Source organism: Dyadobacter koreensis (assembly GCF_900108855.1).
In the GTDB taxonomy this organism is placed as follows: Bacteria; Bacteroidota; Bacteroidia; order Cytophagales; family Spirosomataceae; genus Dyadobacter; species Dyadobacter koreensis.
Window position 1 is genome coordinate 10926 of sequence record NZ_FNXY01000013.1, and the last position, 25031, is coordinate 35956.

The 25031-nt window shown below is 42.9% G+C and carries 21 protein-coding genes; 16 read left to right on the plus strand and 5 right to left on the minus strand.

What is annotated here, in order from left to right:
• Positions 1 to 38 precede the first annotated feature (38 nt).
• From BMY70_RS30275 to BMY70_RS30285, 3 genes are all read left to right on the plus strand, one after another.
• The gene (locus tag BMY70_RS30275) at positions 39 to 3638 is read left to right on the plus strand and encodes a VCBS repeat-containing protein (RefSeq protein ID WP_090342384.1); all 3600 of its coding nucleotides are present in this window, start codon (positions 39 to 41) and stop codon (positions 3636 to 3638) included.
• A gap of 12 nt (positions 3639 to 3650) precedes the next feature.
• Complete coding sequence (locus BMY70_RS30280; protein ID WP_090342388.1) at positions 3651 to 4301, plus strand: DUF1349 domain-containing protein; 651 nt, start codon at positions 3651 to 3653, stop codon at positions 4299 to 4301.
• A 102-nt stretch (positions 4302 to 4403) separates the two neighbouring features.
• Entirely contained in the window at positions 4404 to 4613 is a 210-nt protein-coding gene (locus BMY70_RS30285) for a JAB domain-containing protein (RefSeq protein ID WP_090342391.1), read from the plus strand.
• Between the two features lie 85 nt (positions 4614 to 4698).
• Here BMY70_RS30285 and BMY70_RS30290 read toward each other — a convergent pair whose 3' ends face one another.
• The 4 genes from BMY70_RS30290 to BMY70_RS30305 all read right to left on the minus strand — a co-directional run bounded on the left by BMY70_RS30290 (position 4699) and on the right by BMY70_RS30305 (position 8626).
• The gene (locus tag BMY70_RS30290) at positions 4699 to 6600 is read right to left on the minus strand and encodes an AAA family ATPase (RefSeq protein ID WP_090342395.1); all 1902 of its coding nucleotides are present in this window, start codon (positions 6598 to 6600) and stop codon (positions 4699 to 4701) included.
• Positions 6587 to 7093 carry an ABC-three component system middle component 5 gene (locus tag BMY70_RS30295; RefSeq protein WP_310590666.1) on the minus strand — a complete coding sequence of 169 codons (507 nt, stop codon included), beginning with the start codon at positions 7091 to 7093 and terminating at the stop codon, positions 6587 to 6589. The genes BMY70_RS30290 and BMY70_RS30295 overlap by 14 nt, the downstream gene beginning before the upstream one ends.
• 3 nt (positions 7094 to 7096) lie before the next feature.
• Positions 7097 to 7663 (minus strand): ABC-three component system protein, encoded by a 567-nt coding sequence (locus BMY70_RS30300; protein ID WP_090342403.1) that lies wholly within the window; start codon positions 7661 to 7663, stop codon positions 7097 to 7099.
• A 603-nt stretch (positions 7664 to 8266) separates the two neighbouring features.
• On the minus strand, positions 8267 to 8626 hold the full coding sequence (locus BMY70_RS30305; RefSeq protein ID WP_229209833.1) for an XRE family transcriptional regulator: 360 nt from the start codon (positions 8624 to 8626) through the stop codon (positions 8267 to 8269).
• A 490-nt stretch (positions 8627 to 9116) separates the two neighbouring features.
• On the opposite strand from BMY70_RS30305, the gene BMY70_RS30310 reads away from it, so the two are divergent.
• From BMY70_RS30310 to BMY70_RS30370, 13 genes are all read left to right on the plus strand, one after another.
• Positions 9117 to 10256, plus strand: a complete 1140-nt coding sequence (locus BMY70_RS30310; protein WP_229209834.1) for a glycoside hydrolase family 26 protein — start codon at positions 9117 to 9119, stop codon at positions 10254 to 10256.
• Positions 10257 to 10389: 133 nt separating this feature from the next.
• Entirely contained in the window at positions 10390 to 11700 is a 1311-nt protein-coding gene (locus tag BMY70_RS30315; RefSeq protein WP_090342411.1) for a serine hydrolase domain-containing protein, read from the plus strand.
• 95 nt (positions 11701 to 11795) lie between these two features.
• Entirely contained in the window at positions 11796 to 14438 is a 2643-nt protein-coding gene (locus BMY70_RS30320) for a PQQ-dependent sugar dehydrogenase (RefSeq protein WP_177197170.1), read from the plus strand.
• Between the two features lie 26 nt (positions 14439 to 14464).
• Positions 14465 to 16663, plus strand: coding sequence for an alpha-galactosidase (locus BMY70_RS30325; RefSeq protein WP_229209835.1), 2199 nt, complete (start codon positions 14465 to 14467; stop codon positions 16661 to 16663).
• Positions 16664 to 16753: 90 nt separating this feature from the next.
• On the plus strand, positions 16754 to 17716 hold the full coding sequence (locus BMY70_RS30330) for an alpha/beta fold hydrolase (protein ID WP_177197171.1): 963 nt from the start codon (positions 16754 to 16756) through the stop codon (positions 17714 to 17716).
• 16 nt (positions 17717 to 17732) lie between these two features.
• On the plus strand, positions 17733 to 18641 hold the full coding sequence (locus BMY70_RS30335; protein ID WP_177197172.1) for an alpha/beta hydrolase: 909 nt from the start codon (positions 17733 to 17735) through the stop codon (positions 18639 to 18641).
• 209 nt (positions 18642 to 18850) lie between these two features.
• A complete protein-coding gene (locus tag BMY70_RS30340; RefSeq protein ID WP_090342430.1) occupies positions 18851 to 19714 on the plus strand; it encodes an AraC family transcriptional regulator in 864 nt (287 codons plus the stop codon).
• An 18-nt stretch (positions 19715 to 19732) separates the two neighbouring features.
• Positions 19733 to 20377 (plus strand): NAD(P)H-binding protein, encoded by a 645-nt coding sequence (locus tag BMY70_RS30345; protein WP_090342434.1) that lies wholly within the window; start codon positions 19733 to 19735, stop codon positions 20375 to 20377.
• A 91-nt stretch (positions 20378 to 20468) separates the two neighbouring features.
• On the plus strand, positions 20469 to 21512 hold the full coding sequence (locus tag BMY70_RS30350; protein ID WP_090342437.1) for an NAD(P)-dependent alcohol dehydrogenase: 1044 nt from the start codon (positions 20469 to 20471) through the stop codon (positions 21510 to 21512).
• Between the two features lie 372 nt (positions 21513 to 21884).
• On the plus strand, positions 21885 to 22244 hold the full coding sequence (locus BMY70_RS30355) for a nuclear transport factor 2 family protein (protein ID WP_090342442.1): 360 nt from the start codon (positions 21885 to 21887) through the stop codon (positions 22242 to 22244).
• Position 22245: 1 nt separating this feature from the next.
• Positions 22246 to 22635, plus strand: coding sequence for a nuclear transport factor 2 family protein (locus BMY70_RS30360; RefSeq protein ID WP_218148694.1), 390 nt, complete (start codon positions 22246 to 22248; stop codon positions 22633 to 22635).
• 73 nt (positions 22636 to 22708) lie between these two features.
• Positions 22709 to 23785 (plus strand): NADH:flavin oxidoreductase/NADH oxidase, encoded by a 1077-nt coding sequence (locus BMY70_RS30365; protein ID WP_090342446.1) that lies wholly within the window; start codon positions 22709 to 22711, stop codon positions 23783 to 23785.
• Complete coding sequence (locus tag BMY70_RS30370) at positions 23763 to 23966, plus strand: hypothetical protein (protein ID WP_090342449.1); 204 nt, start codon at positions 23763 to 23765, stop codon at positions 23964 to 23966. The genes BMY70_RS30365 and BMY70_RS30370 overlap by 23 nt, the downstream gene beginning before the upstream one ends.
• Before the next feature lie 20 nt (positions 23967 to 23986).
• On the opposite strand, the gene BMY70_RS30375 is transcribed toward BMY70_RS30370, so the two are convergent.
• Positions 23987 to 24871, minus strand: coding sequence for an alpha/beta hydrolase family protein (locus BMY70_RS30375; protein WP_090342454.1), 885 nt, complete (start codon positions 24869 to 24871; stop codon positions 23987 to 23989).
• Positions 24872 to 25031 lie beyond the last annotated feature (160 nt).

Here is a 25031-nt window from a genome sequence, read left to right on the forward strand (position 1 = left end):
TGGTCACAATTATAATTCGATGTTGAATTAACATAGTCATGAAATTTTACTACGTCATTTATTTGGTATTTATTCTGGCATCCTGCAAAGACGATACGTTATTTGAGGCCATTTCATCGTCAAAGTCGGGCATTGAATTTAATAATCTTATCGTTGAAAATGACTCGGTTAACCCACTGGATATGGTCAATATTTATAACGGCGGGGGCGTGGGAATCGGCGATTTTAATAATGATGGCTGGCCGGATATTTACTTCGTAGGCAACCGGGTTTCAAGTCGGTTATACCTGAATAAAGGAGCGCAGGGAGCAGCATTTGAATTTAGCGACGTAACCGAAAAAGCCGGTGTCGATGGCAAGGGCCGATGGGGAAGAGGGGTGGCTATTGTTGATATCAATAATGACGGGTGGGAAGATATTTATGTCTGTAATACCCTTTCAAAAGATTCGCTGCAGCGTCGTAACTTACTGTATGTTAATCAAAAGGAAACAAATGACGGCATTCCGGTTTTTAAGGAACTGGCCGCTGAATATGGCGTAGACATCCATGTGCAGTCAACAATGGCGAACTTTTTTGACTATGACAACGATGGCGATCTGGATATGTACCTTACGGTTAATGAAGCCTCGCCAGAACAAAATCCAAATCAGTTTGGATTAATCCGTTTTGAAGGCCGGCGCAGTATGGGGCGTTTATTTCGTAACGAGTGGGATGCTAAGCTTAAACATGCCCGTTACAGCGACGTATCGTTGCAGTCCGGCATGTCCCTGGATGGCTTTGGACACACGGCAACAGTGGTTGATCTGAATCAGGATGGCTGGAAAGATATATCTGTTGCGAATGATTTTCTGTCCAGTAATATTCTCTACATCAACAACCAGAACGGAACTTTTACCGACCGCTCCCGTGCGTATTTCAAACACACTTCACTCAACGCAATGGGACAAGACATTGGTGACATTAACAATGATGGATTAGCTGATCTGGTGGAGCTGGACATGAATCCGGAAGACAATTACCGCAAGAAAATGATGATGATGGCCAACAATTATGCCAGTTATCTCAATTTTGATTTATACGGATATCAGTATCAATACGTCCGGAATACACTACAACTCAATCAGGGGCCGCGCGTTGGGCCAAAAGATTCAATTGGTAGCCCAGCCTTCAGCGAAATCAGTTTTATGAGCGGCATAGCCCAGACCGACTGGAGCTGGACGCCCTTACTGACTGATTTTAATAACGATGGTTTCCGGGATTTGATCGTTACAAATGGCTATCCGAAAGACGTTACTGATCATGATTTCATCGCATACCGGGATCATCCCAACGAAACGACCACAAAATCGGATATTTTAGCCCAGATACCGGTCGTCAAAATTCACAATTATGCCTATCAAAATACGGGTGATCTTACCTTCCGGGATGTTACCTCGGATTGGGGTTTTGACAAGCCGACGTTTTCCAATGGTGCGGTTTACGCCGATTTGGATAACGACGGTGCGCTGGATATCGTCATAAACAACATCAACGATAAAGCGTTTATTTATAAAAATAACGCCCGCGAACGGGATAAGGAAAACGCACATTATCTGCAACTGGCAATAGTGGGCGATAGCCTGAACGTTGCTGGTTTGGGTACATTTGTATCTATTTACTACGCCGGAAATAAACAGCAGGTGTATGAACATACGCCTTATCGTGGCTATCTGTCTACAAACCAATTGATTGCTCATTTTGGTCTGGGCAAAGTTGTAGACATTGATTCTGTTGTCATTAAATGGCCCAATGGGAAAAAGCAGATCCTGCAAAATGTCAAAGCCGATCAGCGATTAACTGTGTCCAGCAAAAATGCCTTAGTAAACTATGGTTGGTCAGTGCCAAAACTTGCCATTAACGCGCTGTTCACCGATGTAACAAAAGAAATTGGTTTGACATACCGGCATAAAGAATTTGACTTCATCGACTTTAACATTCAAAAACTTCTGCCGCATAAATTATCAGAATATAGTCCAGGACTGGCAGTTGGCGATGTAGATGGCAATGGTACGGATGATCTGGTAATCGGAGGGAATGCGCACGATCCCGCCCAAATTTTTTTACAGGGGCGAAACGGGAAATTCATACAGCGAAATGCTGTGCCGCAACAACATGTTCAAGGTGATTACAAAGACGAAGGTCTTCTGCTTTTTGATGCCAATGGCGATTCTGCATTAGATCTGTACATTGCCCGCGGGGGATACAAAAATGCACCTAACTCGCCCGGTTATCAGGACAAACTCTACATGAATGATGGTAAGGGAAATTTTGCCGAAACTTCGAACGCCTTACCCAGTAATTTAATTAGCAAATTTTGTGTTCGTGCCTTCGATTTCAACCGCGATGGGAAATTGGATTTATTTGTTTCTGGTCGGGTCGAACCCTGGAATTATCCAAAACCAGTGTCCAGCGTTATGCTCCGAAACGACAGCAAGGATGGATATACCAAATTTACGGACGTTACAGATGAGATAGCGCCTGCGTTGAAACATATTGGCTTGGTTTGCGACGCCATAGTCACTGATTTTGATAACGATACCTGGCCGGATTTAATTTTGGTCGGCGAATGGATGCCCATTACATTTTTTAAGAATAAGCATGGTCGATTTAATTCCGTTACCGAAAAAACCGGTGTTGGTGACAAACCAGGCTGGTGGAATAGTATTGTAGCAGGTGATTTTAGGCACACGGGCCGGATGGATTATATCGTGGGTAATGCGGGCCTGAACACATTGTTTAAGGCGAGTGATCAGTATCCGGTGTACGTAACGGCCAAAGATTTTGACAATAGCGGCAATTACTCGGCTATTCCGTCGCTCTTCCTACCCGACCAGAACAGAGAACTTAAGGAGTTTCCCATGCACGGTCGGGAGGATTTGATCAAGCAAATGAACATTTTCAAAAAGAAGTACGGCAACTTCCGATCTTTTGCTTTAACGACGATGGAGGAGCTGCTCTCTGTCGAACAGCGAAAGGGTGCCATTCGCATGAAAGCGAACATGCTGCAATCCTGTTTTCTGCGAAATGATGGCAACGGAAAATTCACACTGATTCCTCTTCCGAAACAGGCGCAAATATCCATCCTGAACGGTATGGTAGTCGAAGACTATGACGGGGATGGCAATCTGGATGTAGCAATAACGGGCAACGATTATGGCACTGACGTTTCTATAGGCCGGTACGATGCGCTGAACGGTTTGGTATTACTAGGCGATGGCAAGGGCAGTTTTAATCCTCAGTCGATTCTGCAAAGTGGCCTTTATATTCCGGGCAACGGAAAGGCGCTGGTTAAATTACGAAGCAGCCAGGGACGCTATATGATGTTTAGTAGCCAGAATCGAGACATAGTTAAGGCTTTTGAATTGAAACGCAATGTCAAAAATATCCTCTTAGAACCGACAGATATGAGCGCCCAGATACATTACAAAAACGGAAAAATTCTGAAACAGGAATTTACTTATGGATCCTCATTCCTATCGCAATCCGGCCGTTTTCTCACAATGGCCAAAGATGTAAAGAAAGTCATAATAACAGACTATAAAGGGCATCAAAGGCTGGCAGAAAGCTACCAGGTTGGCACTAATCTTAATATTCATTAAACATTATAATCAATGCGTACAGCAAATTTATTACTCTTAATCGCAGCCATTGGTATTTCTTTCAGCTTCACCGCCGACAAACCAATTGGTGTTTTCCAGCATAGCCAGGACATTGGCAAGCCCAAACTGGCCGGCTCGTCAACATATAACGCGGCGACCAGGGAATATAGGCTGAGAGGTTCCGGATATAACATCTGGTTTGCTCGGGATGAATTTCAGTTCTTGTTCAAAAAAGTAAGCGGCGATTTTACTGTAACGGCTGATTTTGAATTTGTTGGCGCCGGTACTGATCCGCATCGAAAAGTAGGCTGGATGGTTCGTGAATCCCTGACCGACGATGCCGCGCACATCAGTGCCGTAGCGCATGGCGATGGCTTGGCCGTGCTTCAGTGGCGAGTTAAAAAAGGCATGTCCATGCGTGATCCTGAAGACGAAATTTTTAGTCCCCAAAAATATATTCAGACCATTCAGGTAGAGCGCAAGGGCGATGCGTATACCATGCGGGTGGCAAAAAAAGGGGAAGCCTTAAAGACCGTCGGTTCGCATTACATGCCCGATTTATCTGCCCCACTTTTTGTAGGTTTGTATATCTGTTCCCACAATCCGGAAAAAGTAGAAGAAGCAATCGTCAGAAATGTTGAGATCGTTCAGGGTAAGCGCTGACAGGGTGAAGCCCCACGGCACTTGGATTTATTAAGAGTTCAAGATACTGCTACTAAACAATGCCAGCCGGGGGCTAGGGTTTTTTGAAGTTTTGCAGCTGCTCTGAAAACCAAAGCAACATGGATCATTCTGGCACATGATCACCCTTTCGGGCGACTCGTTCCGAGTGATGCTGATAAGTATATTACTGAGAATATGAGAAAGGCGAGTGAATTGCTGAATATCCGGGTTCTGGATCATTTGATCTTGACGGCGGATGGTTTTGTTTGTTTTTGGATGAGCGCTTTATACGAATATAATATCAAGACTTAATGTTGTATGTCATTGGGAGGTACCACACTAAGCCGGTTTTGCCATTGAAAAATATCCTATTACAACTTTCAAAGTCCAGATACAATTACAGGATGAGAGTTTTCTCTGTCCTGGTGTAATCTTTTCCAACACAGTAAGGTTTATTATTGAGCTGATCGGAAATCATCGAAGTTGTAAAAATGATTTGATGCTCTTGCTCATAACTGTCAGACATGGCGGTAATAAGATCTTGAAAATTTTGGGTTCTTGCTTTCTCCATTCCTTTATCCTCCATATTGTCACATAGTATGAACCTCGGGTAACGAAAGAAGTCTAGCTCCAAGCTTGCAAAGAAAATTGCAAAAAGTACAGCATTCTTAAAATAAGTCTTTGAACTTGCTGAGAAATTGTTTCCGCCATCCAATGAGTAAGTGTCGCGCAGAAAGTCAATTTCCACGACCTTTCCACTGCGGAATTCCTCCTGCCTATCCAAATCATTTTTGAGAATGTAAAGTGTAAGTTCTTTTATTTTACTCATTGCCTGGTTATACTTACTGTTCTGCGCATTTTCCTTTTCTTCTATATTTAAGCGTAAGGTCTTAATTACAGCGGCCAGATCAGCTAACTGACTTCTTAACAGCTCGACTAATTCAACTACCTTTATTTGACGAGTCAAGTATAAAATATTGTTTTCAATCCCCCCCTTCGTGATCAATAAGGCGTCTATTCTTTCATCTCTTGTAGTTTGCGGATTTTCTACGGAGTCATCCAATTGTTTTTGCAAGAGTCTCGCCCTTTCAATTTGAGAAGGTAATAATCCAGATAGTTCGGCAAGTTTTTTGTTTTTATAATCTAAAAGACTACTAGATTCTTTTATTTGAAGTTCCATTTCTTGAAATAAGCGCTTAGCATTAGCTCGTTCAACTTCTTCTGATAGCGGTTGCTTACAAAGATGACAAGTGCCCTCATTGGAATGAGTTTCCAGTGTACTCAGGCATTGAGGACAATGCGTTAACGGCAACTCGCCGAGAATTTTTCTGGTCAATAGGGAATTGCTAAGCTCTGTAACTCTTTTTTTTAAAGTGTCGATGAACTGCTTGGAGTCTGCAATTTCTAATTCGTATCTATTGATGGAATCCTTCGTTACCCTTATATTATTTTTAGTGCTTGATAACTCAGACAGGATTTTCTCAGAGGACAGTTCGGTTTTCTTGGAAGTTCGAATAGTGGGTTTATTTCTTAGTTCCGATATTGCGGTCTCAACCTTATTTAATGATTCCCTGGTTTCTGCAATTTCTTTTTCGATACCATTTATATTTGTAACCGCACCAGCCTGATTAAGAATCTTGTTCAAATTGTCGAATTCTCTCTTCTTTTCGTCACTGTCTTTGACGGCTTGCTTCAAATTTAATCTGTCAGTATAAAGCGAATCATCATACACACCTAATAAGATTTCTGAAATGGCTTCTCTGGTTAGTGGTTGATCGAATCTTTCGAAACGAAAAAGACTTTGTGTGGGTGTGTCTTGATCAATATACAGCAGTCGTAAAATCTGATGCATTGTAATATTGCTGTCTGTGTCGGTCTTGACTTCTGGAAATGAAAGCGCATTGAATAGAACGTTAGAAAAGCTTATCAGGTTAGAGGTTTGTTTATATGGGTACAATTGCCAATTTAGGCTATCTTGACTTGCAGTCACATAATTATTCCAATAAACACCCATCGGTTCCAGAGCACCCGTAGAGATTGCTCTCTTTAAGGTGATTGCTGCTCCATTAAATATTACCTCGGCAATGACGTCTTTACATTTCGCAGCTTCGGAAGTCCAATTATTGTACGCACCTCCCAGGATATAGAAAATAAAGTTGGAAATTGTCGACTTTCCAGAACTATTCATACCTCGAACAATATTTACCCCTTCATGGAATTTTTCGTCGTAGGCAATTGAATTGTTATGTGTCCTGACAATCAGTCTATTTAGAAATAATGTTGGTCTATTTTGCATCATACTTGAAATCAATAAGGCCGGTACGGAATTTCAAACCAACCTTTCCATAGAGAGGTAATTCTCGAAATCCCAAAATCAATTTGATGATATTTAATTTTTCCTTGCTTAAATCTGAAAGTTTAACAGCTAATTCAGCAGGGATATCTTTTTCAGTTCGTTTGACTACACTCTTAGATAAAGAGCTTCCATCAATTAAGCCGTAAGAAACAAGACATCGGAGTGCAGATGTCTGATATGGTTCCATACGTTCAATAATTCGCTTTGGGTCCATCAAGTCCTCATATGGATTTTCAGACTTAGATTTAAACACTTTTTTTAATTCTGCGAGATCATTAGGAAAGGTTATTTTGCGAGCCTCATTCGGAAACGTTAAATAGAAATCCCAAATTCTTAATCGATCAACTTCAATTTCATCCTGTTTCATAAGATTCATGATTTGGAGAATTCGAAAAGCACAGTTGTATATGTCAAATGCAGGATGGTAAACTAGCATATTTTAATTCCACTTGATATGGCAATTGCCTGTTAGAAAAAATATCATACCCATTATATCATCTTCATTGTAGCGAAATAGATTTACTCCGAGATCTGCTTTTACTGGATTTATGATTCTTTCAGTTATCAGTAGGTTTATTTTCTCTTCTGATCCTTTCTTACAGATTAAGCCATATATCTCCGTCATAAATCCGCGCCTTACTTTTGTCAATAAAAAGACGTTTATGTCCTGAGCTATTGATGAGTATTGTGAAGTTCTCATTAGCTTCTTATGAAAGCGCTCTTTTACTTCTTTTGCATAAAGTAACATGTATTCGCGATCTCCATCAATCAACTTTTGTTCCAATCCGATAACCTCGACATCGATAATAGAATTTAGGTAGTCTAGTTCTTCACAGAAGTCCTTCAAATCTTGATTATTTTCCTTTTCTTGATTGAATTTCTCATATAGGTCATGCAAATACATTGACCTATCCCCGGTTTGATTAAAGGATATTGAATTGTCATCCCTTCCCGTGAATTTTCCTCCAATTGACGCATTGTCTACTGAAACAGAATTTTCTGGCATAATTTAATTCTTATCCCGACCAACAAAATCACCACCTATGTCCGTTCGACCTGAAATGTCGACCTTATTATTGCTTGACATGCTTTTCCTTATGTTATTTACTTTCGACACTGCGAATAGGCTAGTTACGAAACCTAGAACGCCGCACATGTCGGCGATTATTGAAATCCATTTTTCCATATAATTGGTTAATTAATTATTTAATTGAAAATTTTTTGTAGGGCTTACCACATAACAGTTGATTCGATCCGAAACAAGACGTATTTCTGAAACAGCTATGGCCTCGGTCTATAATACTTAAATTTTTAACTCACGCGTGACGCAGAAGGTCGCGTTGACAGACTTGCTCAGTAGAAAAAGTAGGTACTTAGGTGTAGAATGTCCAGCCATGCAATTTAAACTTTGAGAGGGATGATATATTTGGCACAAAAAACGGAAACTATTGATTAAACGGAAGAAACCACTAGGTAACTTATTAAACGGTATATGATATCCAAGTACCGCATATCTATGAGATTCGATAATTTTGAAATTTGGTAACTACAAATTATCAGTGTATTATAAATTTTTAAGATGGTTTCTTAGTCACATTAAAGACAATGATTATATCCCAACCAACCACTCCAACTGCCCCGTCATCTCATCCTTTTCCTTCAACATCCGCTCACACAAAGCAATCTTCTTATCATGAAGTTGAACAATCTTCTCTATTGGATGCAAATGAATGTTTCCGCAATTGAAAGCATTGCCAATAATATTTTCTGTAAAAGTATTTGAAATAATATTAATCGCCTTCTCGTCATCAAAATTCCGGATCACCTTAGCCAGGATTTTGAGAATCTCCGCAACTTGCTCCAAAATATCAGCATCGATCCTCTCTTTTTGTTCGGGGAGTGAGATTTTTTGCTGGTTCCATTCTTCGCCGAGCTCAAACGCAAAGAAATTTTGTTTTCTCCCGAACATATCTCGAAATCTTTTAAGGTTACGACTCTCGTAGATTTTTGGATTGGAGGTAGTATGTGTCTCACAGGGACGATTTTTGTCAAAAATGCAATTTCTATAAATCCTTCCGGAAGTTCAGGGATATTTTACAGGCCAGGCAATGTAAGTTACCATTTGCAGATGGTTGGGTATGTTTTTCAGATTGTGTACTTGCAGAAAACGTAAATACATGGTTTTCGTAACAATCTTTCACCTAAACATTAAACGCAAATGGACTCTTCCCAGATGGCGATCTTGATCAAGCTATCAACTATGGCATGGTCGTACCTGCTGGAAATGCTTTGGTGCTACTCTCAGCACAGTTGAACTGACTTCAAGGGAAAACCCTAAATTTTAAAAAAGTAGGGTTTTCCATAATCCATCTGCATTCTGATCCGTCCTATTTTTGCAAGAAAAAATTCTATTTTTTATGCCTTTCCAGTTCATTTTAGTACAGCAATACTTATTTCAAATGCACATTCAATTCAAAATAAACAAAATAGCAATCGCTTTGGCGGCACTGATGACAATGTCAGTGACAATGGCCTGCGCTCAAAAACTGATAGACCCCAAGGCAACAAAAGAGACGGCGGCACTTTACCGGAATATGCACGGGTTAGCCAAAAAGCATACACTTTTTGGGCATCAGGATGCTACCGACTACGGACACGGCTGGCGTGACGAACCGGGACGATCGGACGTAAAATCAGTCGTTGGTTCGCACCCCGCAGTAATCGGTGTTGACATTGCGCCACTCACGGGCAGATCTGCCGAATCCATAAAAAAGAGTGAAGACCGTCTAAGAAAGTTGGTCACTGATACCTATGCGCGTGGCGGAATTACAACCCTATCCTGGCATTTCTCCAATCCGGTTTCGGGCGGTGGGTTTTACTGGAAGGATTCTGTTTCATTACCTGCTGTTAAATACATTGTTCCGGGAGGTAAAAATCACGAGGATTATAAGGTCATTTTACAAGGTCTTGCCGGTTGGTTTAAAAGTTTGAAAGGTGCCGAAGGAGAGGCTATTCCGCTTATTTTCAGACCCTATCATGAGTTTGACGGAGATTGGTTCTGGTGGGGTAAGGCACATTGCACGCCGGATGAATTCAAATCGTTGTGGCAATTTACGGCCGGTTATCTCAGAGATAGCCTGGACGTCCATAACCTGATTTATTCTTTTTCGCCTGACAATAAATTCAATACCGTAGCGGAATTCACGGAGCGGTATCCGGGCAACGACTGGGTTGACTTGGTTGGAATGGATAATTACGGAGACATGGGACGCGACGGCAAGTATAACCTGGAACAGGCGATCAAAAAACTCAAAATTGTAAATGATTTCGCCCTGGAAAACAAAAAGCTCGCTGCCATGACCGAGACAGGTCTTGAATCCATTGTGAATCCTGTGTGGTACACGGATGTGCTGCTTAAAGTGCTGCAAAAAAATAAGTTGAACTTAGCTTATGTGCTTGTCTGGCGCAACGATACCCAAAGTCCGACCCATTATTACGCTCCATTCCCGGGGCATCCCGCCGTACCGGATTTTAAGAAGTTTTATGACGACAAGTACACATTGTTTGAAGGGGACTTGAAGAATATTTATGGAAAATAGCGCTTTTATGGCTTCTGGTAACAGGTAGGTTTTATCTTTTTTGAGTTTTCAATATGTAATCTCTATTTTATACAGTACTGATTTCAAAAATGATCCTTCGCTGAATAGGCTCTATCAACTTAAAATACTAATCATGAAAAAAATATATTTGAGCGTTGCGCTTTTGGCAGCATTCACCAGCACCATTGCCCAGCAAAAATCGGCAGTGCCGCAGGAATTAAATTACAAGGCTGATCTGAAAGTCACCGGCACCAGTGCAGACAAAACAAAACGCATTGACTCGCTGCTGCAAAGCTTTATTGATCAGAAAAAAGCCAGCAGCATTGTAGGTTTTGTTGCCAAAGGCGGAAACGTAGTATACAACAAAGCATTTGGATTTAAAGACGTTGAAAACAAAATTCCGGCCGCTGTGGATGATTACTATATCCTGTTTTCTCAAACGAAAGCGGTGACCACAGTCGCTTTTATGACTTTGGTGGAAAAAGGTTTGGTATCGGTTGACGATCCGGTTTCTAAATATTTTCCCGAGATCTCCGACAAAGTGGCGACAGCCATTAAAGAGGATGGAACATTTGAGACAAGGCCGGTGAAAACGCCCATGACATTCGCCCATCTTATGTCGCACTCTTCCGGACTCAGCGCCGGGCTGGTGGGAAAGGCACGTCGCGCCGAAATGGAGAAAAAGAGCGCCGCTACAACCGCAAATTCAACACCACCGGCAGGCCCGGGACAGCGTACCGGCGGGGCCGGCACGGCGAAATATCTCAAAGATGATATGATTGCCCTGGCTAAATATCCCCTGGGCTTCGATCCCGGCAGCGAGTGGAGTTACCATATCAGCACGAATATGCTGGCCTATATGGTCGAGCTCATATCCGGGAAAAGTCTGCGTGAGTATGTCAAATCAACGGTGCTGAATCCTTTGGGTATGACTGAAACGGATTGGTACTATGAACCCTCAAAGCTTAGCCGGTTTGTGAAAGCTTACAGTGACATTGACGGTAAACTCGTGCTACAATCCAACAAGTTCAGCGAAACCACGATCAGCCCGGTTCAAACCTATGCAGAGGGTGCTATCGGACTGAACGGGCCAATCGGTGACTATGCCAAGTTTTGCCAGATGCTGCTTAACAAAGGCGAATACAATGGCAAACGTATTCTCAAACCTGAGACCATTGAGCTGATGACCAAGGTGAACCGCCTTCCTGCCGAGAACTCTGGCGGTAAAGGTTTTCAGTTCGGGCTTGGATTTGAACTTTACAATGCCGACAAAAAACCGGTTCCGGAAGTTTCTAACACTGCATTTGCCTGGGGAGGATTGTACGGAACAGATTACATTATAGATCCGGAGAACAATATGATTGTACTGTTTTACCTGAATATGCCAAAGCACGAGCCGATGTATAAACCATTTCTTAGTAAAGCTTATCAACTGTTTAAATAATGTTCCATACTTACAATTTTCTAACAAAATGTTTGAGAAAGCCTTCATTAGTGGCTTTCTCATTTTTCGTTTCTTTTGTGCCAATTCATTCATTATTGGCACAAACACCAAAAAAGCCGGAAAGTAACCGTTTTACCAAAGTGGTTCTGGCTCAAAGGCTTGAAGAACCCATGCAGTTTCAGATTCTTAAAGACGGCAAGGTACTTTATGCGGAGCGGAAAGGTAAATTGAAAGTGTATGATCCGAAGTCACAAACTATGGAGACGGTCGCTGAGTTTGCCGTCAGTACAAAATATGTAAACAAAGCAGGAGAAGTCACCGAAGGGGAAGATGGCATGCAGGGCGTGATTCTGGATCCGGATTACGAAAAAAACCACTGGATTTATATTTATTACTCACTCGCTGGTGATGATCCTAAAAACGTGCTGGTGCGTTACGAGTGGCATGGTAAGGAGCTTCTGGAAAACACCCGAAAAGTTGTGATGGAAGTAGCAGTGCAACGTGAAGAATGCTGTCACGTAGGTGGAGGTATGCTTTTCGATAAAGACAAAAACCTGTATCTGACTACGGGCGATAACACATTTTCCCGCGCTTCTGATGGTTTTGCGCCCCTTGATGAAAGACCGGGAGAATCCCCCCGTGACTCTCAGAAGTCATCTCCCAATACGAATGATTTGAGAGGAAAAATTCTGCGTATCCATCCTGAACCAGATGGCACGTACACCATTCCAAAAGGCAACCTTTTTCCTCCGGGAACGCCGCAGACCCGGCCTGAAATTTACACCATGGGCAACAGAAACCCGTGGCGACCAACAATCGATTCGAAAACAGGATGGCTTTACTGGGGAGAAGTAGGTCCGGACGGTTCCCGCGATGACATCGAAAAACGCGGACCACAGTCCTATGATGAATTCAACCGTGCCAAAGGACCGGGGTTTTACGGATGGCCGTATTTTGTTGCCAATAATAAGGCTTACGTGAAATATGACTTCGCCACCAAAGTTTCCGGAGCACCTTTTGACCCTTCGCATCCGGTCAACAACTCTCCAAACAGCACTGGTTTAAAAGAGCTTCCGGCTGCACAGCCTGCCTTTATCTGGTATTCAAAGGCACAAAGCCAGGAGTTTCCGCTGATGGAAAGCGGCGGTAACAGCGCAGTAGGCGGACCGGTTTTCAGAAAAGAGGATTTCAAAAAAGCATCCCGTTTATTTCCCGACTACTATGAAGGAAAGTGGTTCATCACCGACTGGGTGCGCGGCTGGGTCAATGTGGTGGAAATGGAGGAAAACGGCGAATACAAATCCATGGAGCGTTTTTTGCCCGATCTGAAACTAAAAGGGCCGATCGACATGAAATTTGGACCTGACGGAGATCTCTATGTGCTGGAATATGGAAATGGATATTTCAAAGACAACCCGGAGGCAGAACTGATCCGGATTGAGTACAACAGCGGAAATAGGAAGCCTTTGGTAGAAGCATCAGCCAGCAAAACGGCAGGCGCAATTCCAATGCAGGTTACGCTGTCTTCTGATGGCACAAAAGATTTTGATGAAGACGACGCGTTACAATATGAATGGGTGGTCAGGAAAAACAACGCCGTTTTCAAAACGCTGAAAGAGGCTAATCCGTCCATCACTTTTACCACACCGGGCACTTATAATGCAACCCTGACTGTGACGGACAAAGCGGGGGAGAAGAATACCAAATCGGTTGAAATGAAAGCTGGTAACGAGCCTCCGGTGGTAGAATTTAAAATAACCAAAGGCAATTCAACCTTTTATTTTCCGGGAAAAAGTATTCAGTATGAGGTGCGTGTAAGCGATAGGGAAGATGGCAGTCTTGTAAACAAAAAAATAGCGCCTTCCCAGGTCTCGGTCAGTACCAACTATCTGTCTGAGGGTTTTAATTTAACCCGGATTGCACAAAAACAAATGAGTGTAGACGCTTCTGCGCAATATGCGACCGCAATTTCGCTGATCAATAATGGCGATTGCAAGGCTTGTCATGCCATTAAAGAAAAGGTGCTGGGTCCTTCGTTTACGGCTATATCTGCGAAGTACAAGGGTGATCCATCCGCAGTAGCAGGTTTGTCTAAAAAGATATTAAACGGTGGTTCGGGTGTTTGGGGAGATGCATTTATGCCCGCGCATCCGACGATGGCAGAAAGCGATGTGAAAGGAATTGTCCGCTACATTATGAGCTTGTCGGATGCACCGAAACCTGCCAAAACATTGCCTGTAAAAGGTACGTATACAACGGCTGTACCGAAGGGTGATACTGAAGGCAGCTTTATATTCCGCGCCGCATATGCCGATCGGGGTACAAAAACAGCATCTTCGCAATCATCGGAAGCAACTGTTGTTCTTAGAAATCCAATGGTGCCCGTAACATTAGGCGACCAGTTTAAAGAAATCAGTTTTAACAACGACAGTACGATGGCGTTTGTCAGAAATTCCGGCGCGTCATTCAGACTTAAAGGAACTGATCTGGCGGGCATCAAACATATTGAAATTATCCGTGCTCCCGGGCGTAATGCGCCGACACCTCCAACCGGAACAATTGAGGCACATGCCGGCAGCGCATACGGAATTCTTTTAGGCAAGTTTTCGGGTGAATACAGTGACAAAATGATTCTTGACATCGCAGCCGGTGCGGCATCAGGTGTCAAAGACGTTTATTTCGTTTTTACCGGCGCACCAATCAGAATCAAGGCCGTTCGGTTTGGCACAGGTGAATAAATTAATCCATATCAAATTATATAGTTGTGTATAAGCATATTTTCAACAGCGTTTTACTTGCAATAATCGGAACCAGTTCTTTTGCGCAGCATGCGCCAACCATTATTCCGATAGAAACCAGACAAAATGTGCTGGTCTTGCAAACGGATAAGGACAATCATCTTGGTATTACTTATTTCGGAAAGAAATTAAGTCAGCCAACAGAATACAAACTCATCCTCTCGCAGAGCCGTCAACTTGACGGTAATGCGGGAATTTACAACTCGGCTTACACGCCTGCGGGAACATGGAATGTCTCCGAGCCCGCGCTGCAAGTTACGCATGGCGACGGAAACAAATCATTGGATCTTATCTATGTCAGCCACAATACCGCAAAGGAAAATGACAATGTGAGTCTTACCAGCATTGTTTTGAAGGATCCGGTGTATGCAGTGGAAGTAACCCTTTTTTACAAAACCTATTTCCAGGAAAATGTCGTTGAGCAGTGGAGTGTGATTAAAAGCGAAGAGAAAAAGCCCGTTACGCTTGAAAAATACGCTTCTGCCAATCTTTATTTTATCGCAAAAGATTATTATCTGACACACTACAACGGTACCTGGGCCAAAGAAATGAATCCCGAAGAAGAGCAACTGACAGCCGGAATCCGCGTATTAGATTCCAAGCTGGGAACACGCGCCAATCTCTACCAGCCACCTACTTTTTCACTTTCATTTGATAAACCGGCAACAGAAACAGAAGGAAAAGTTTTACTGGGAACACTGGCCTGGTCAGGTAATTTCAAAATGGAATTTGAGGTTGATTCCTACCATAATTTGCGGTTACTCGCAGGTATCAATCCTTATGCCTCGGAATATCCGCTCGCTTCAAAACAGGAATTTAAAACGCCTTCTTTCATCTACACTTTCTCAGAAAATGGAAAAGGAGAAGCGAGCCGCAACCTGCATAACTGGGCCAGAAAATATCGGATACTCGATGGAGAAGGTACCAGAATGACGCTTTTAAACAACTGGGAAGCTACCTATTTTGATTTTAATGAAAACAAACTTTCTGAGCTTTTCAAAGATGGCAAGAAGCTGGGGGTTGATCTGTTTTTGCTGGATGACGGCTGGTTTGCCAATAAATATCCAAGGAACAGTGACGGGTCGGGATTAGGAGACTGGCAGGAAAATGTAAAGAAATTGCCCAATGGAATTGGTTATCTGGTGAAGGAAGCGCAGAAAACCGGAATCAAATTCGGGATATGGGTTGAGCCGGAAATGGTAAATCCCAAAAGTGAACTGTATGAAAAACATCCGGACTGGGTGATCAAACAACCCCAGCGACCTGAACACTATATGCGCAATCAGCTTCCGCTGGATTTGTCTAATCCGGAGGTTCAGGATTTTGTGTATGGCATTCTGGATAAACTTTTTACCGAAAATCCGGACATCGCCTACATCAAATGGGACTGTAACGCAACCACATTCAATCCCTACTCCGCTTACCTTGAAAAAAGTAAGCAGGCACAGTCCAAACTCTATGTCGATTATGTGAAAGGATTATATAAAGTTCTCGAAAAGCTGCGGGCGAAATACCCCAAAGTTTTGATGATGCTTTGCTCTGGCGGCGGTGGCCGTGTGGATTATGAAGCACTGAAATATTTCACGGAATTCTGGCCCAGCGATAATACGGATCCTTTGGAAAGGATTTTTATGCAGTGGGAATATTCTTACTTCTTTCCATCAATCGCACTGAGCGCGCACGTAACAGATTGGGGGAAACAACCTTTGAAATTCCGTACGGATGTGGCCATGATGGGCCGGTTGGGGTATGATATTGTGGTAAGTCATTTAAATGAAAAGGATCTGCAATTCAGTCAGCAGGCCGTTGCCCATTACAATGCGGTGAAAGATGTCATATTTCAGGGCGATCTTTTCCGGTTGGTTGACCCTAAGAAAAATGATTATGCGGCGCTGATGTATGCGACCAAAAGCAAATCCAAAGCTGTTCTATTCGCGTATCTGGTCGGAAACAGAAACGGAGACGGCTCCGATACGCCGATTCGTCTGGAAGGGTTGGATGCTTCCAAAAATTATAAAGTGAAGGAGTTGAATCTCTATCCCGGGACGAAATCTGCTATCAGGGAAGATCAGGTTTATTCCGGAGAATATCTGATGACGGCAGGATTTAATCCGGTTGTGAATGCCAGGAGAACAAGCGTTGTGATAGAGATTGAGGCGATGTAGCATCTATTTTTTTGAGTTCAGTACTAATGAATGTCGAAGGCGGGGCATAAAACCTGCTACCATTTTTTTCATGTTTTAACTAAACCACGAATGAACAGAACCACGATTCCACAAGCAAAAAAGTATTTGGCAACGCTGATCCTTTTTTTTGTCTTACCCGCGCTTGCCGTCAATGCGCAGTCTGTTAAATTTCCAGAAGGCTGGACCGATGGATATGCCTATGTCAATGGAATACGTTCGCATTACTATCACGCCAAGCCTGCGCCGGGTAAACCTGTGATGATCATGGTGCACGGTTACACCGATATTGGACTTAGCTGGACTACACTCACTTTAAAATTGCAGGACGCCTATGATATTTATATGATTGATGCACGCGGTCACGGCTTGACTGATCCGCCTACGGCAACGGATAATGGCGAAACGATGATCAAAGACGTCGTGGATTTTGTCAAATTCATGAAGTTTGAAAAGCCGATCCTGATGGGGCATTCGATGGGAGCAGCCACCGTCATGCGGGTAGGCGCACAGTATCCAGACCTGGCAAAAGCGATTATCATGCTTGATCCCTCCGTAGCTAACCGCGTTTCCAGCCCGGCACCGCAGGCTGCTGGTGCATCCGCTGCACCAGCAGGCCAGACGCCAGTCCGCAGACCCAATATGTTCAAAAGTCCGGATACCCTTGTTGCCCAGAATAATACGCCATTTGATGAGGTTGTAGCGAGAGGGAAGCGTCAGAATCCGCTGTGGGACGATGTGGATATATATTATTGGGCCGTCTCAAAAAAGCAATACCATGGTCCCTATACGCCCGAACAAGCTCAGGCCCTGACAGGCACGATGAGTACTGCAGATGCCCTGGCAAAAATCAAGGTGCCGTCGTTAATATTAAAAGCAGATGCAAAGCCCGAAGTACGCAAGGCCAATGAAGAAGCGGCCCGCGTTATGCAGAACGGCAAATTAGTTCATATCGATGGAGCAGGGCACAATCTGCATCACGACAAGCTGGCGAAAACGGTGGAAGTATTGAATGCGTTTTTCAAGAGTTTATAATCATAAATCCTGTGCTATGAACCTGAAAAACATATCGATAACGCTGTTAACAATTGGTCTTTCGCTTACCCTGCGACTTACCGCTGATGCCCAGACATTCGAAGAAAAACCGTTATGGCCATCGGGTATCAAAGATAATCCGGTGAAATACACCACTGCAGAAGAGATGGTAAATTTCGAAGTCAATCCCGAGTCTATTTCAAAGAAAAACCGGGTTTTTCGCAAAGTGTCTGTCCCTACTTATGTTCTTCATCTGCCACCGCCCGGCAAAGAAACCGGGGTCGCCGTGGTGATATGTCCGGGAGGTGGTTTTGTCGATAATTGGTTTGATCGGGAAGGTACCGACCTTGCACTTTGGCTCAAAGAACGAGGCGTGGCATCGCTGGTTTTAAAATATCGCCTGAATTCCAGAGACAGCACCAAAAACTTTGTAACTCCCAGAGATACCTATTTTGAAGCTGCATTCGATGATGCAAAGCAGGCCATCATTACTTTACGGAAAGATGCCTCTAAACTTAAAATTGATCCCAATAAAATCGGCATAGCAGGTTTTTCCGCTGGTGGAACCTTGGCGGTAGAACTCGCAGCAACCGACGATGTAACCAAAGACCCCGGCAAGGTTAGCTGGAAACCCAATTTTGCAGGTCTTTTTTATGGTGCACTTTTAAAAAATTATTCGGTTCATAAGGAAAGTTGTCCGCCCGTTTTTATCATCAATGCCCACGACGATAAGCTGACGACGGCCGCCAAAAGTGTTGAGTTTTATTCATCGCTGCTGAAAGCAGGGATTTCGGCCGAAATGCATATTTACAATAAAGGCTCGCATGGATTTGCCATGGATTTTACAAAAGGGGAAACCCTGAAATACTGGCCTGAAAGTTTTTTGGCGTGGTTAACGGACATTGGAATGATTCAGAAAAAGTAAGCATCGCCTGAAAAGACTTGCGGCAATCTGGAAATCGCAGGTGGTCAGCTCTTACATGTTTGAGCTAAATCAGCAAACTTTTTGAACTAAATAGAACATTAAGAGAATTTAATGATAAGTATCTTTGTATCCTAGTTCAATTAGGAATAAGCCGGTAGCCTGATCCGCACAATCAGGTTGCTAAAAATCGGACTTTTGATAGCATTGATATGAACAAAGTGATTAAGGTTCCTACGGCGCTGGTAAGCGGGCCGGGGCAACAGAGTGCTTTAATGTTGAATGGCTGTTCGGTCATTGAGCAATGCATACATAGCATGGAGGCCAAAGGCACAATGTATCTGGAAGAGCATTTACTGCTGATTGTTTTGGAAGGGACTGTCACGCTGACTTATGGAAAGCAGCAGTACACGCTTGGAAAGAACGACATGATTCTTTTAAAGAAAGCGATTTCGGTGCAATATGATAAAGTAGGCAATCCGGATAATGATAACATCTATGACAGTCTGATGTTCAGTCTGAAAGATGATCTTCTAAAAACGTTTCTGGCATCATCAGAAGTTAAAGTCCCCAAAATCGAAGGCGAGATTAAGACGGCGGTGTACCCGATGAATGAATGTCTGGTGGCATTCGCCCATTCCCTTAAACCCTATTTTTATAACGATTCCATTGTGCATCCGGGGCAGTTACGGCTGAAAATTATGGAGCTTTTGTACGACATTGCGGAATGTAACCGCAATATGTTTTTGCAGATTCTCCAATTGCATCAACCGGTGCGGGCGGAAATCCGTCATGTCGTGGAGCAACATTATGCCTCGCCGGTTTCCTTATTGGAGCTGGCTTATCTTTCAGGCAGAAGTTTGTCGAGTTTCAAAAGAGATTTTCAAATGGTTTACAATACGTCTCCGGCTTTGTGGATACGAGAGAAGCGGCTGGAAAAGGCAAAGGATATGCTGGAAACTACCCTCATGTCTGTTTCTGACATTTGTTACACGCTCGGATTTGAAAACGTTTCCCATTTTTCAAGGATTTTTAAGCAATACCATGGTCAGACTCCTTCCGTATTCCGGAGCTAGACATTTAAATCAGATCTTATGAAAAAAATATTGGTAATCGGATCAGGCGGACGCGTAGGTTCGGCTTTGGTAAGTAAACTTGCGGAATCGGATTACACTGTTTTGGCAGGATCAAGGCATGAAAACAATTCTTCCCCGTCGGAAAATATATCCTTCATTGCCTTTGATTTATTATGGGATGTGGATCGTATGGTGGAGGCAATGACGGGAAATATTGATGCCGTTTATTTTGTAGCGGGTTCAAAAGGAAAGAATTTGCTGCAAATTGATTTGCACGGTGCGGTTAAAACCATGCAGGCTGCGGAGAAAGCAGGTGTAAACAGATTTGTTTTGCTTAGTTCAGTATTTGCTCTTGAACCCATTCACTGGAACGAATCTTTCTTGAAAGATATAACAGATTACAATATCGCCAAGCATTACGCGGACCTATACCTTACCAGCCAGACAAACCTAAACTATACCATTTTGCAGCCCGGCGCATTGAAGGAAGAAAGCGGAACTGGGAAAATTTCAGTGGATGTAAAAGAGCCTCTGTCAAATTCAATTGCCAATGTGGTCGATACGCTTGTTGCAATTTTGCAAGATGATAGTACCATTGGCAAAGTGATCACGATGCATGATGGGGAGACACTCATCAAGGAAGCACTAAAACAGGTGAAGTAATTTAGCGAATAGTACCGCATGCGGTAAAGTCAAGGCGGCGCTTACGAAATTTGAACAAACTCCAATATTAATTTTAAACAGACTAACCAAGATGATAGAAACCAAAGGATACGCCGCGCAGAGTCCGAACGAAGATTTAGCGCCCTGGGAGTTTGAACGCCGGGAAGTTGGCCCGCACGACGTTCAGTTTGATATTTTATATTGTGGTGTTTGCCACTCCGATCTGCATCAGATCAATAACGACTGGTTTCCGGGCATTTTCCCCATGGTACCGGGACATGAAATCGTTGGTCGTGTGGTCAATGTTGGTGATCACGTAAAGAAATTCAAAGTGGGCGACCTGGCCGGAACAGGCTGTATGGTTGATTCCTGCCAGGAGTGTGAGAATTGCAAAAGAGATCTTGAACAATATTGTCTGGAAGGCAATACGCAAACCTACAACGGACTGGAACGTGATGGGAAAACACCAACTTATGGTGGCTATTCCAATACCATTGTGGTGCGGGAAGAATTCGTATTGCATGTTTCTGATAAACTAGAACTGGCTGCTGTTGCACCGTTGCTGTGCGCAGGTATCACTACCTATTCTCCTCTCAGACATTGGAAAGTGGGAAAAGGACATAAATTGGCGGTACTTGGTCTTGGCGGTCTGGGGCATATGGGTGTAAAGTTTGGCCTTGCTTTCGGTGCGGAAGTAACAGTTTTAAGTACATCACCAAAAAAGGAAGAAGATGCAAAAAGACTGGGGGCGCATCATTTTGTTGTTACCAGCGATGAAGCTCAGGTAAAGGCGGCTTTGGGGACCTTTGACTTCATTCTGGACACCGTTTCTGCCGAACATGATTTCAATATGTACCTTTCTTTGCTGCGGACAGACGGTACGCTGATCTGCGTAGGTGTTCCTTCGAAACCAGCGGAAATAGCGGCGTTTAGTTTGCTTGGTGGAAGAAAAAGTGTTGCAGGATCGGGCATAGGCGGCATCGCTGAAACGCAGGAAATGCTTGATTTCTGTGCCGAGCACAATATCGTTTCCGACATTGAACTTATTGACATAAAAGATATTCACGCAGCCTATGACCGAATGTTAAAAGGTGATGTTCGCTACCGGTTTGTGATTGATATGGCAACCTTGTAATTGAAATATCAGATGCATAAAGCCTTGCCAAATTTTGGTGAGGCTTTTTTTATAACCGGATATTTGATTCTGGTTCAATCGGACCTGGCCAGCATCACATGCTCAGGCGTAAATAACACCTTATTTAACTCCTCTAATTGGACCAAATAGCAAGATTATTTGAGCTGAATAGAATACTCAGTTGCTATGGTTAAATGTAATTTTGTAAAACAAATAAGGGCTATAAAATAGCTGTAAATTAAATGGTTAAGCAGATAATTAATATAGTATGACCCATGGGGCAAACAGGTTTTAGCATTGGCATTATTACCATTTTTTTGGGTATCATGCACGAATAGTATCAATAAGAACTAAACTAAAAATAACCAGATTATGGAAGTTTCACAGGAGGAAAAACAAGGTATACTACGTGCAATAGATTTGTACGTGGAAGGTGGGCGGAAAGCCAGCGGAAAAATCGCAGCGGAAGCATTTTCACCGACTGCAACAATGTCTTGGAACGAGGAAGGTAAATTAAAAAGTGTACCGATACAGGTGTTAATTGATGGTTTCGATAGTTGGGAGCCTACGGAAGCGAGTTACGAACTGACCACACTGGATGTAGCAGAAGATGTTGCTATTGTCCGGATCGAGTCACAATTCGGACCCAGCAAATTTGCTGATATGTTTACATTGGTCAAAGATGGTGAGCTGTGGAAAATTGTAAGTAAAGTTTATCACGTTAAAAAGTAAAATGATGTCAGAAAATAAAAATATCAATACAGTTCAGGATTACGACGAAGTATTGGCGGTAGTAAAAGGATACGTTGAAGGACTCAGAACCGGCGATGTGGATTTATTGAAAAAGACATTCCATAAAGATGCTGTCATGTACGGACATTTACCGGAAGGTTTGTCTGAGGGCAGCATTGAAAACCTTTATACCTATATAGAGAAATTCGGTGCAGCTTCTTACATCAAGACACATCTGTCGGTACTGCATAAAACACCAACCACAGCTGTTGTCCGTGTTGAGATGGAAAGTGATGCTGCTGGTGAAGACTTTACAGATTACCACTCATTGATTAAAGTGGACGGAGCGTGGAAAGTCGTTGCAAAATTATTCCACCTGTACAGCAAATAAAAAGTAAATTTTATTGAGCGTTATTGGTGGTGATTCACTGCCAATAATGCTTTTATTTTATTAAAGTAATATTATGTCAAAGTTATTTAGTCCCCTAACTATCAAATCAATAACGTTTAGAAATCGGATTATAACCTCGCCGATGTGCATGTATTCCGCAGCAGATGGTTTTGCGACCGACTGGCATTTGGTACATTATGGATCCAGGGCGATGGGAGGTGCAGGCGCAGTGATGCTTGAAGCAACAGCAGTTCGTGCTGACGGTCGGATAGGAGTTGGCGATCTGGGAATATGGAAAGATGAGCATATTGCCCCACTTGCAAAAATCGCTTCGTTTATCAAGAATAGTGGAGGTATAGCAGCGATCCAGCTGGCACATTCGGGCAGAAAAGGCAGTACCTGGGCGCAGGGTGGTGAAAGTCGAGCGCTGATGCCGGAAGACGAAGATGGCTGGCAAACCATAGCGCCTTCCGCGATTCCGTTCTCGACCATAATGCAGACACCCCGCGAGATGTCCCAACAGGATATTGATGAAATTAAACAATCATTTGCCGATGCAGCACTGAGAGCTTTGAAAGCCGGTATTGAACTGATTGAAATTCACGCTGCGCATGGTTACTTAATCAATGAGTTTTTATCTCCAATTCCTAACCAGCGTACCGATCAATATGGTGGAAGCCGTGAAAACCGCGCCAGACTTTTGTTTGAGGTCATTGAGCGTGTACAAGAAGTGTGGCCGAAGGATCTTCCAATTGCTGTACGTATATCCGCTACTGACTGGATCGAGCAGGGCTGGACGGTCGATGATTCTGTTTGGTTAAGCAAAAAACTTTCGCAAGCCGGCATAGATATCATCGATGTATCGAGCGGAGGAACGGTTCCCGGCGCTAAAATTGTTTCCGGGCCGGGATACCAATTGCCTTTTGCAAGTGCGATCAAACGTGAAATGAGGGATACTTTGTTTGTCGGTACGGTAGGCATGATTACGAACGCAGAACAGTCAGAAACCATACTGGCCAACAGCGATGCTGACCTTGTGTTTGTTGGCCGGGAGTTTTTAAGAAATCCATATTTCCCGTTGAAAGCGGCTCAAAAATTAAGATCCGAAATTCCGGTACCAAAACAGTATGAACTGGCTTTTATACAATAAACTTATCCGGAACGGCCTAAGTTCTTCCAGGAAAGATTATTCGTTGATCTTAATTTTATCATTAAGCACGCTGAAATTTGTAGCCGGCTTTATTGAAGCGTTGGTAGCAGGGGGAGGGTTGATACAGATTTCGGTTCACCTGATTGAGCTCCCGGATAAAGCAGGAGATTTGCTATTTTAACCGCTCTGGTCAGTAGGAAGTCATTTTTTAATAATAAAAGTTTTTTGTTTTATCCATTGAACTGAAATATCGAATGGTGTTGTATTACTGGCAGATACAGTATTGTGTCCCAAAGCTGGAAATAGCGTATACTCGTAGGGTTTACCCTGAGCTTTGAGTGTGTTTAACTCCTCTATGCACAACTTCACGGGAATCTGTATATCCTTTTCTCCAAATAGCCAAAGTCCGGGAATTGAAAGAGTATGCAGAGATATTTTTGGGTCAGTCGGTACAAATTGATACTTATTTGGGTCATTTTTAGTATGCTCACGAGCATCTGAATCTGTATGATTTTCCCAAAAACTATTATTTCCATTTGTGTAAAATTGAAATCTGAGTTGTTCCAAGGTTGTAATTGTAGGGCAACTAAATAAAACCATAAACCCTATTTTTGGATTATTACGCGCAGCAATTGGAATGATCCATCCCGCCTGACTGAAACCGATTAATCCAATTGATATTTTTTTATTTTTTAAATAAGTCCCAAATGCGTTTACGGCAGCATTGGCATCGCGAGATAATAAATTGAGATTAGTGGTGTCAATATTATTGGTACCAACAGACGGTCCAACGTACACACCTTCCGACTCTCCAACTCCACGCTTGTCATATGTCAACACAGCAATACCTTCTTTGGCAAGACGTTTTGCGAACTGCATCTCTCTTTTTACCGGGTCAGACCCGTGCACAATTACAACTGCCGCCAGCGGATTTTCAGGGATTAAAACTGAGCCTGAAAGAGTGATACCCTGACTTTTAAATTTTATATCTTTAAGCGTAAAATCAGTTGATTGAGAAAACGCCATTTTGGGCGAAATTATTAACGATAACCAAAGTAATAAGTTGGGGTAAAATTTACTGTTCATTGTAGTTTATTTGGCAAAATTGTTTTGAATCTGTTTCATTAGTGACGCCTGAATTCAAGGCTGACCACTGTCTGGCATTGATAATTTCCAGACTAAATCCGGATGTCATTAAAGTAGTAAAAATATTTTGCCAATATGATAAAGCTGCGTTTTAACGCTG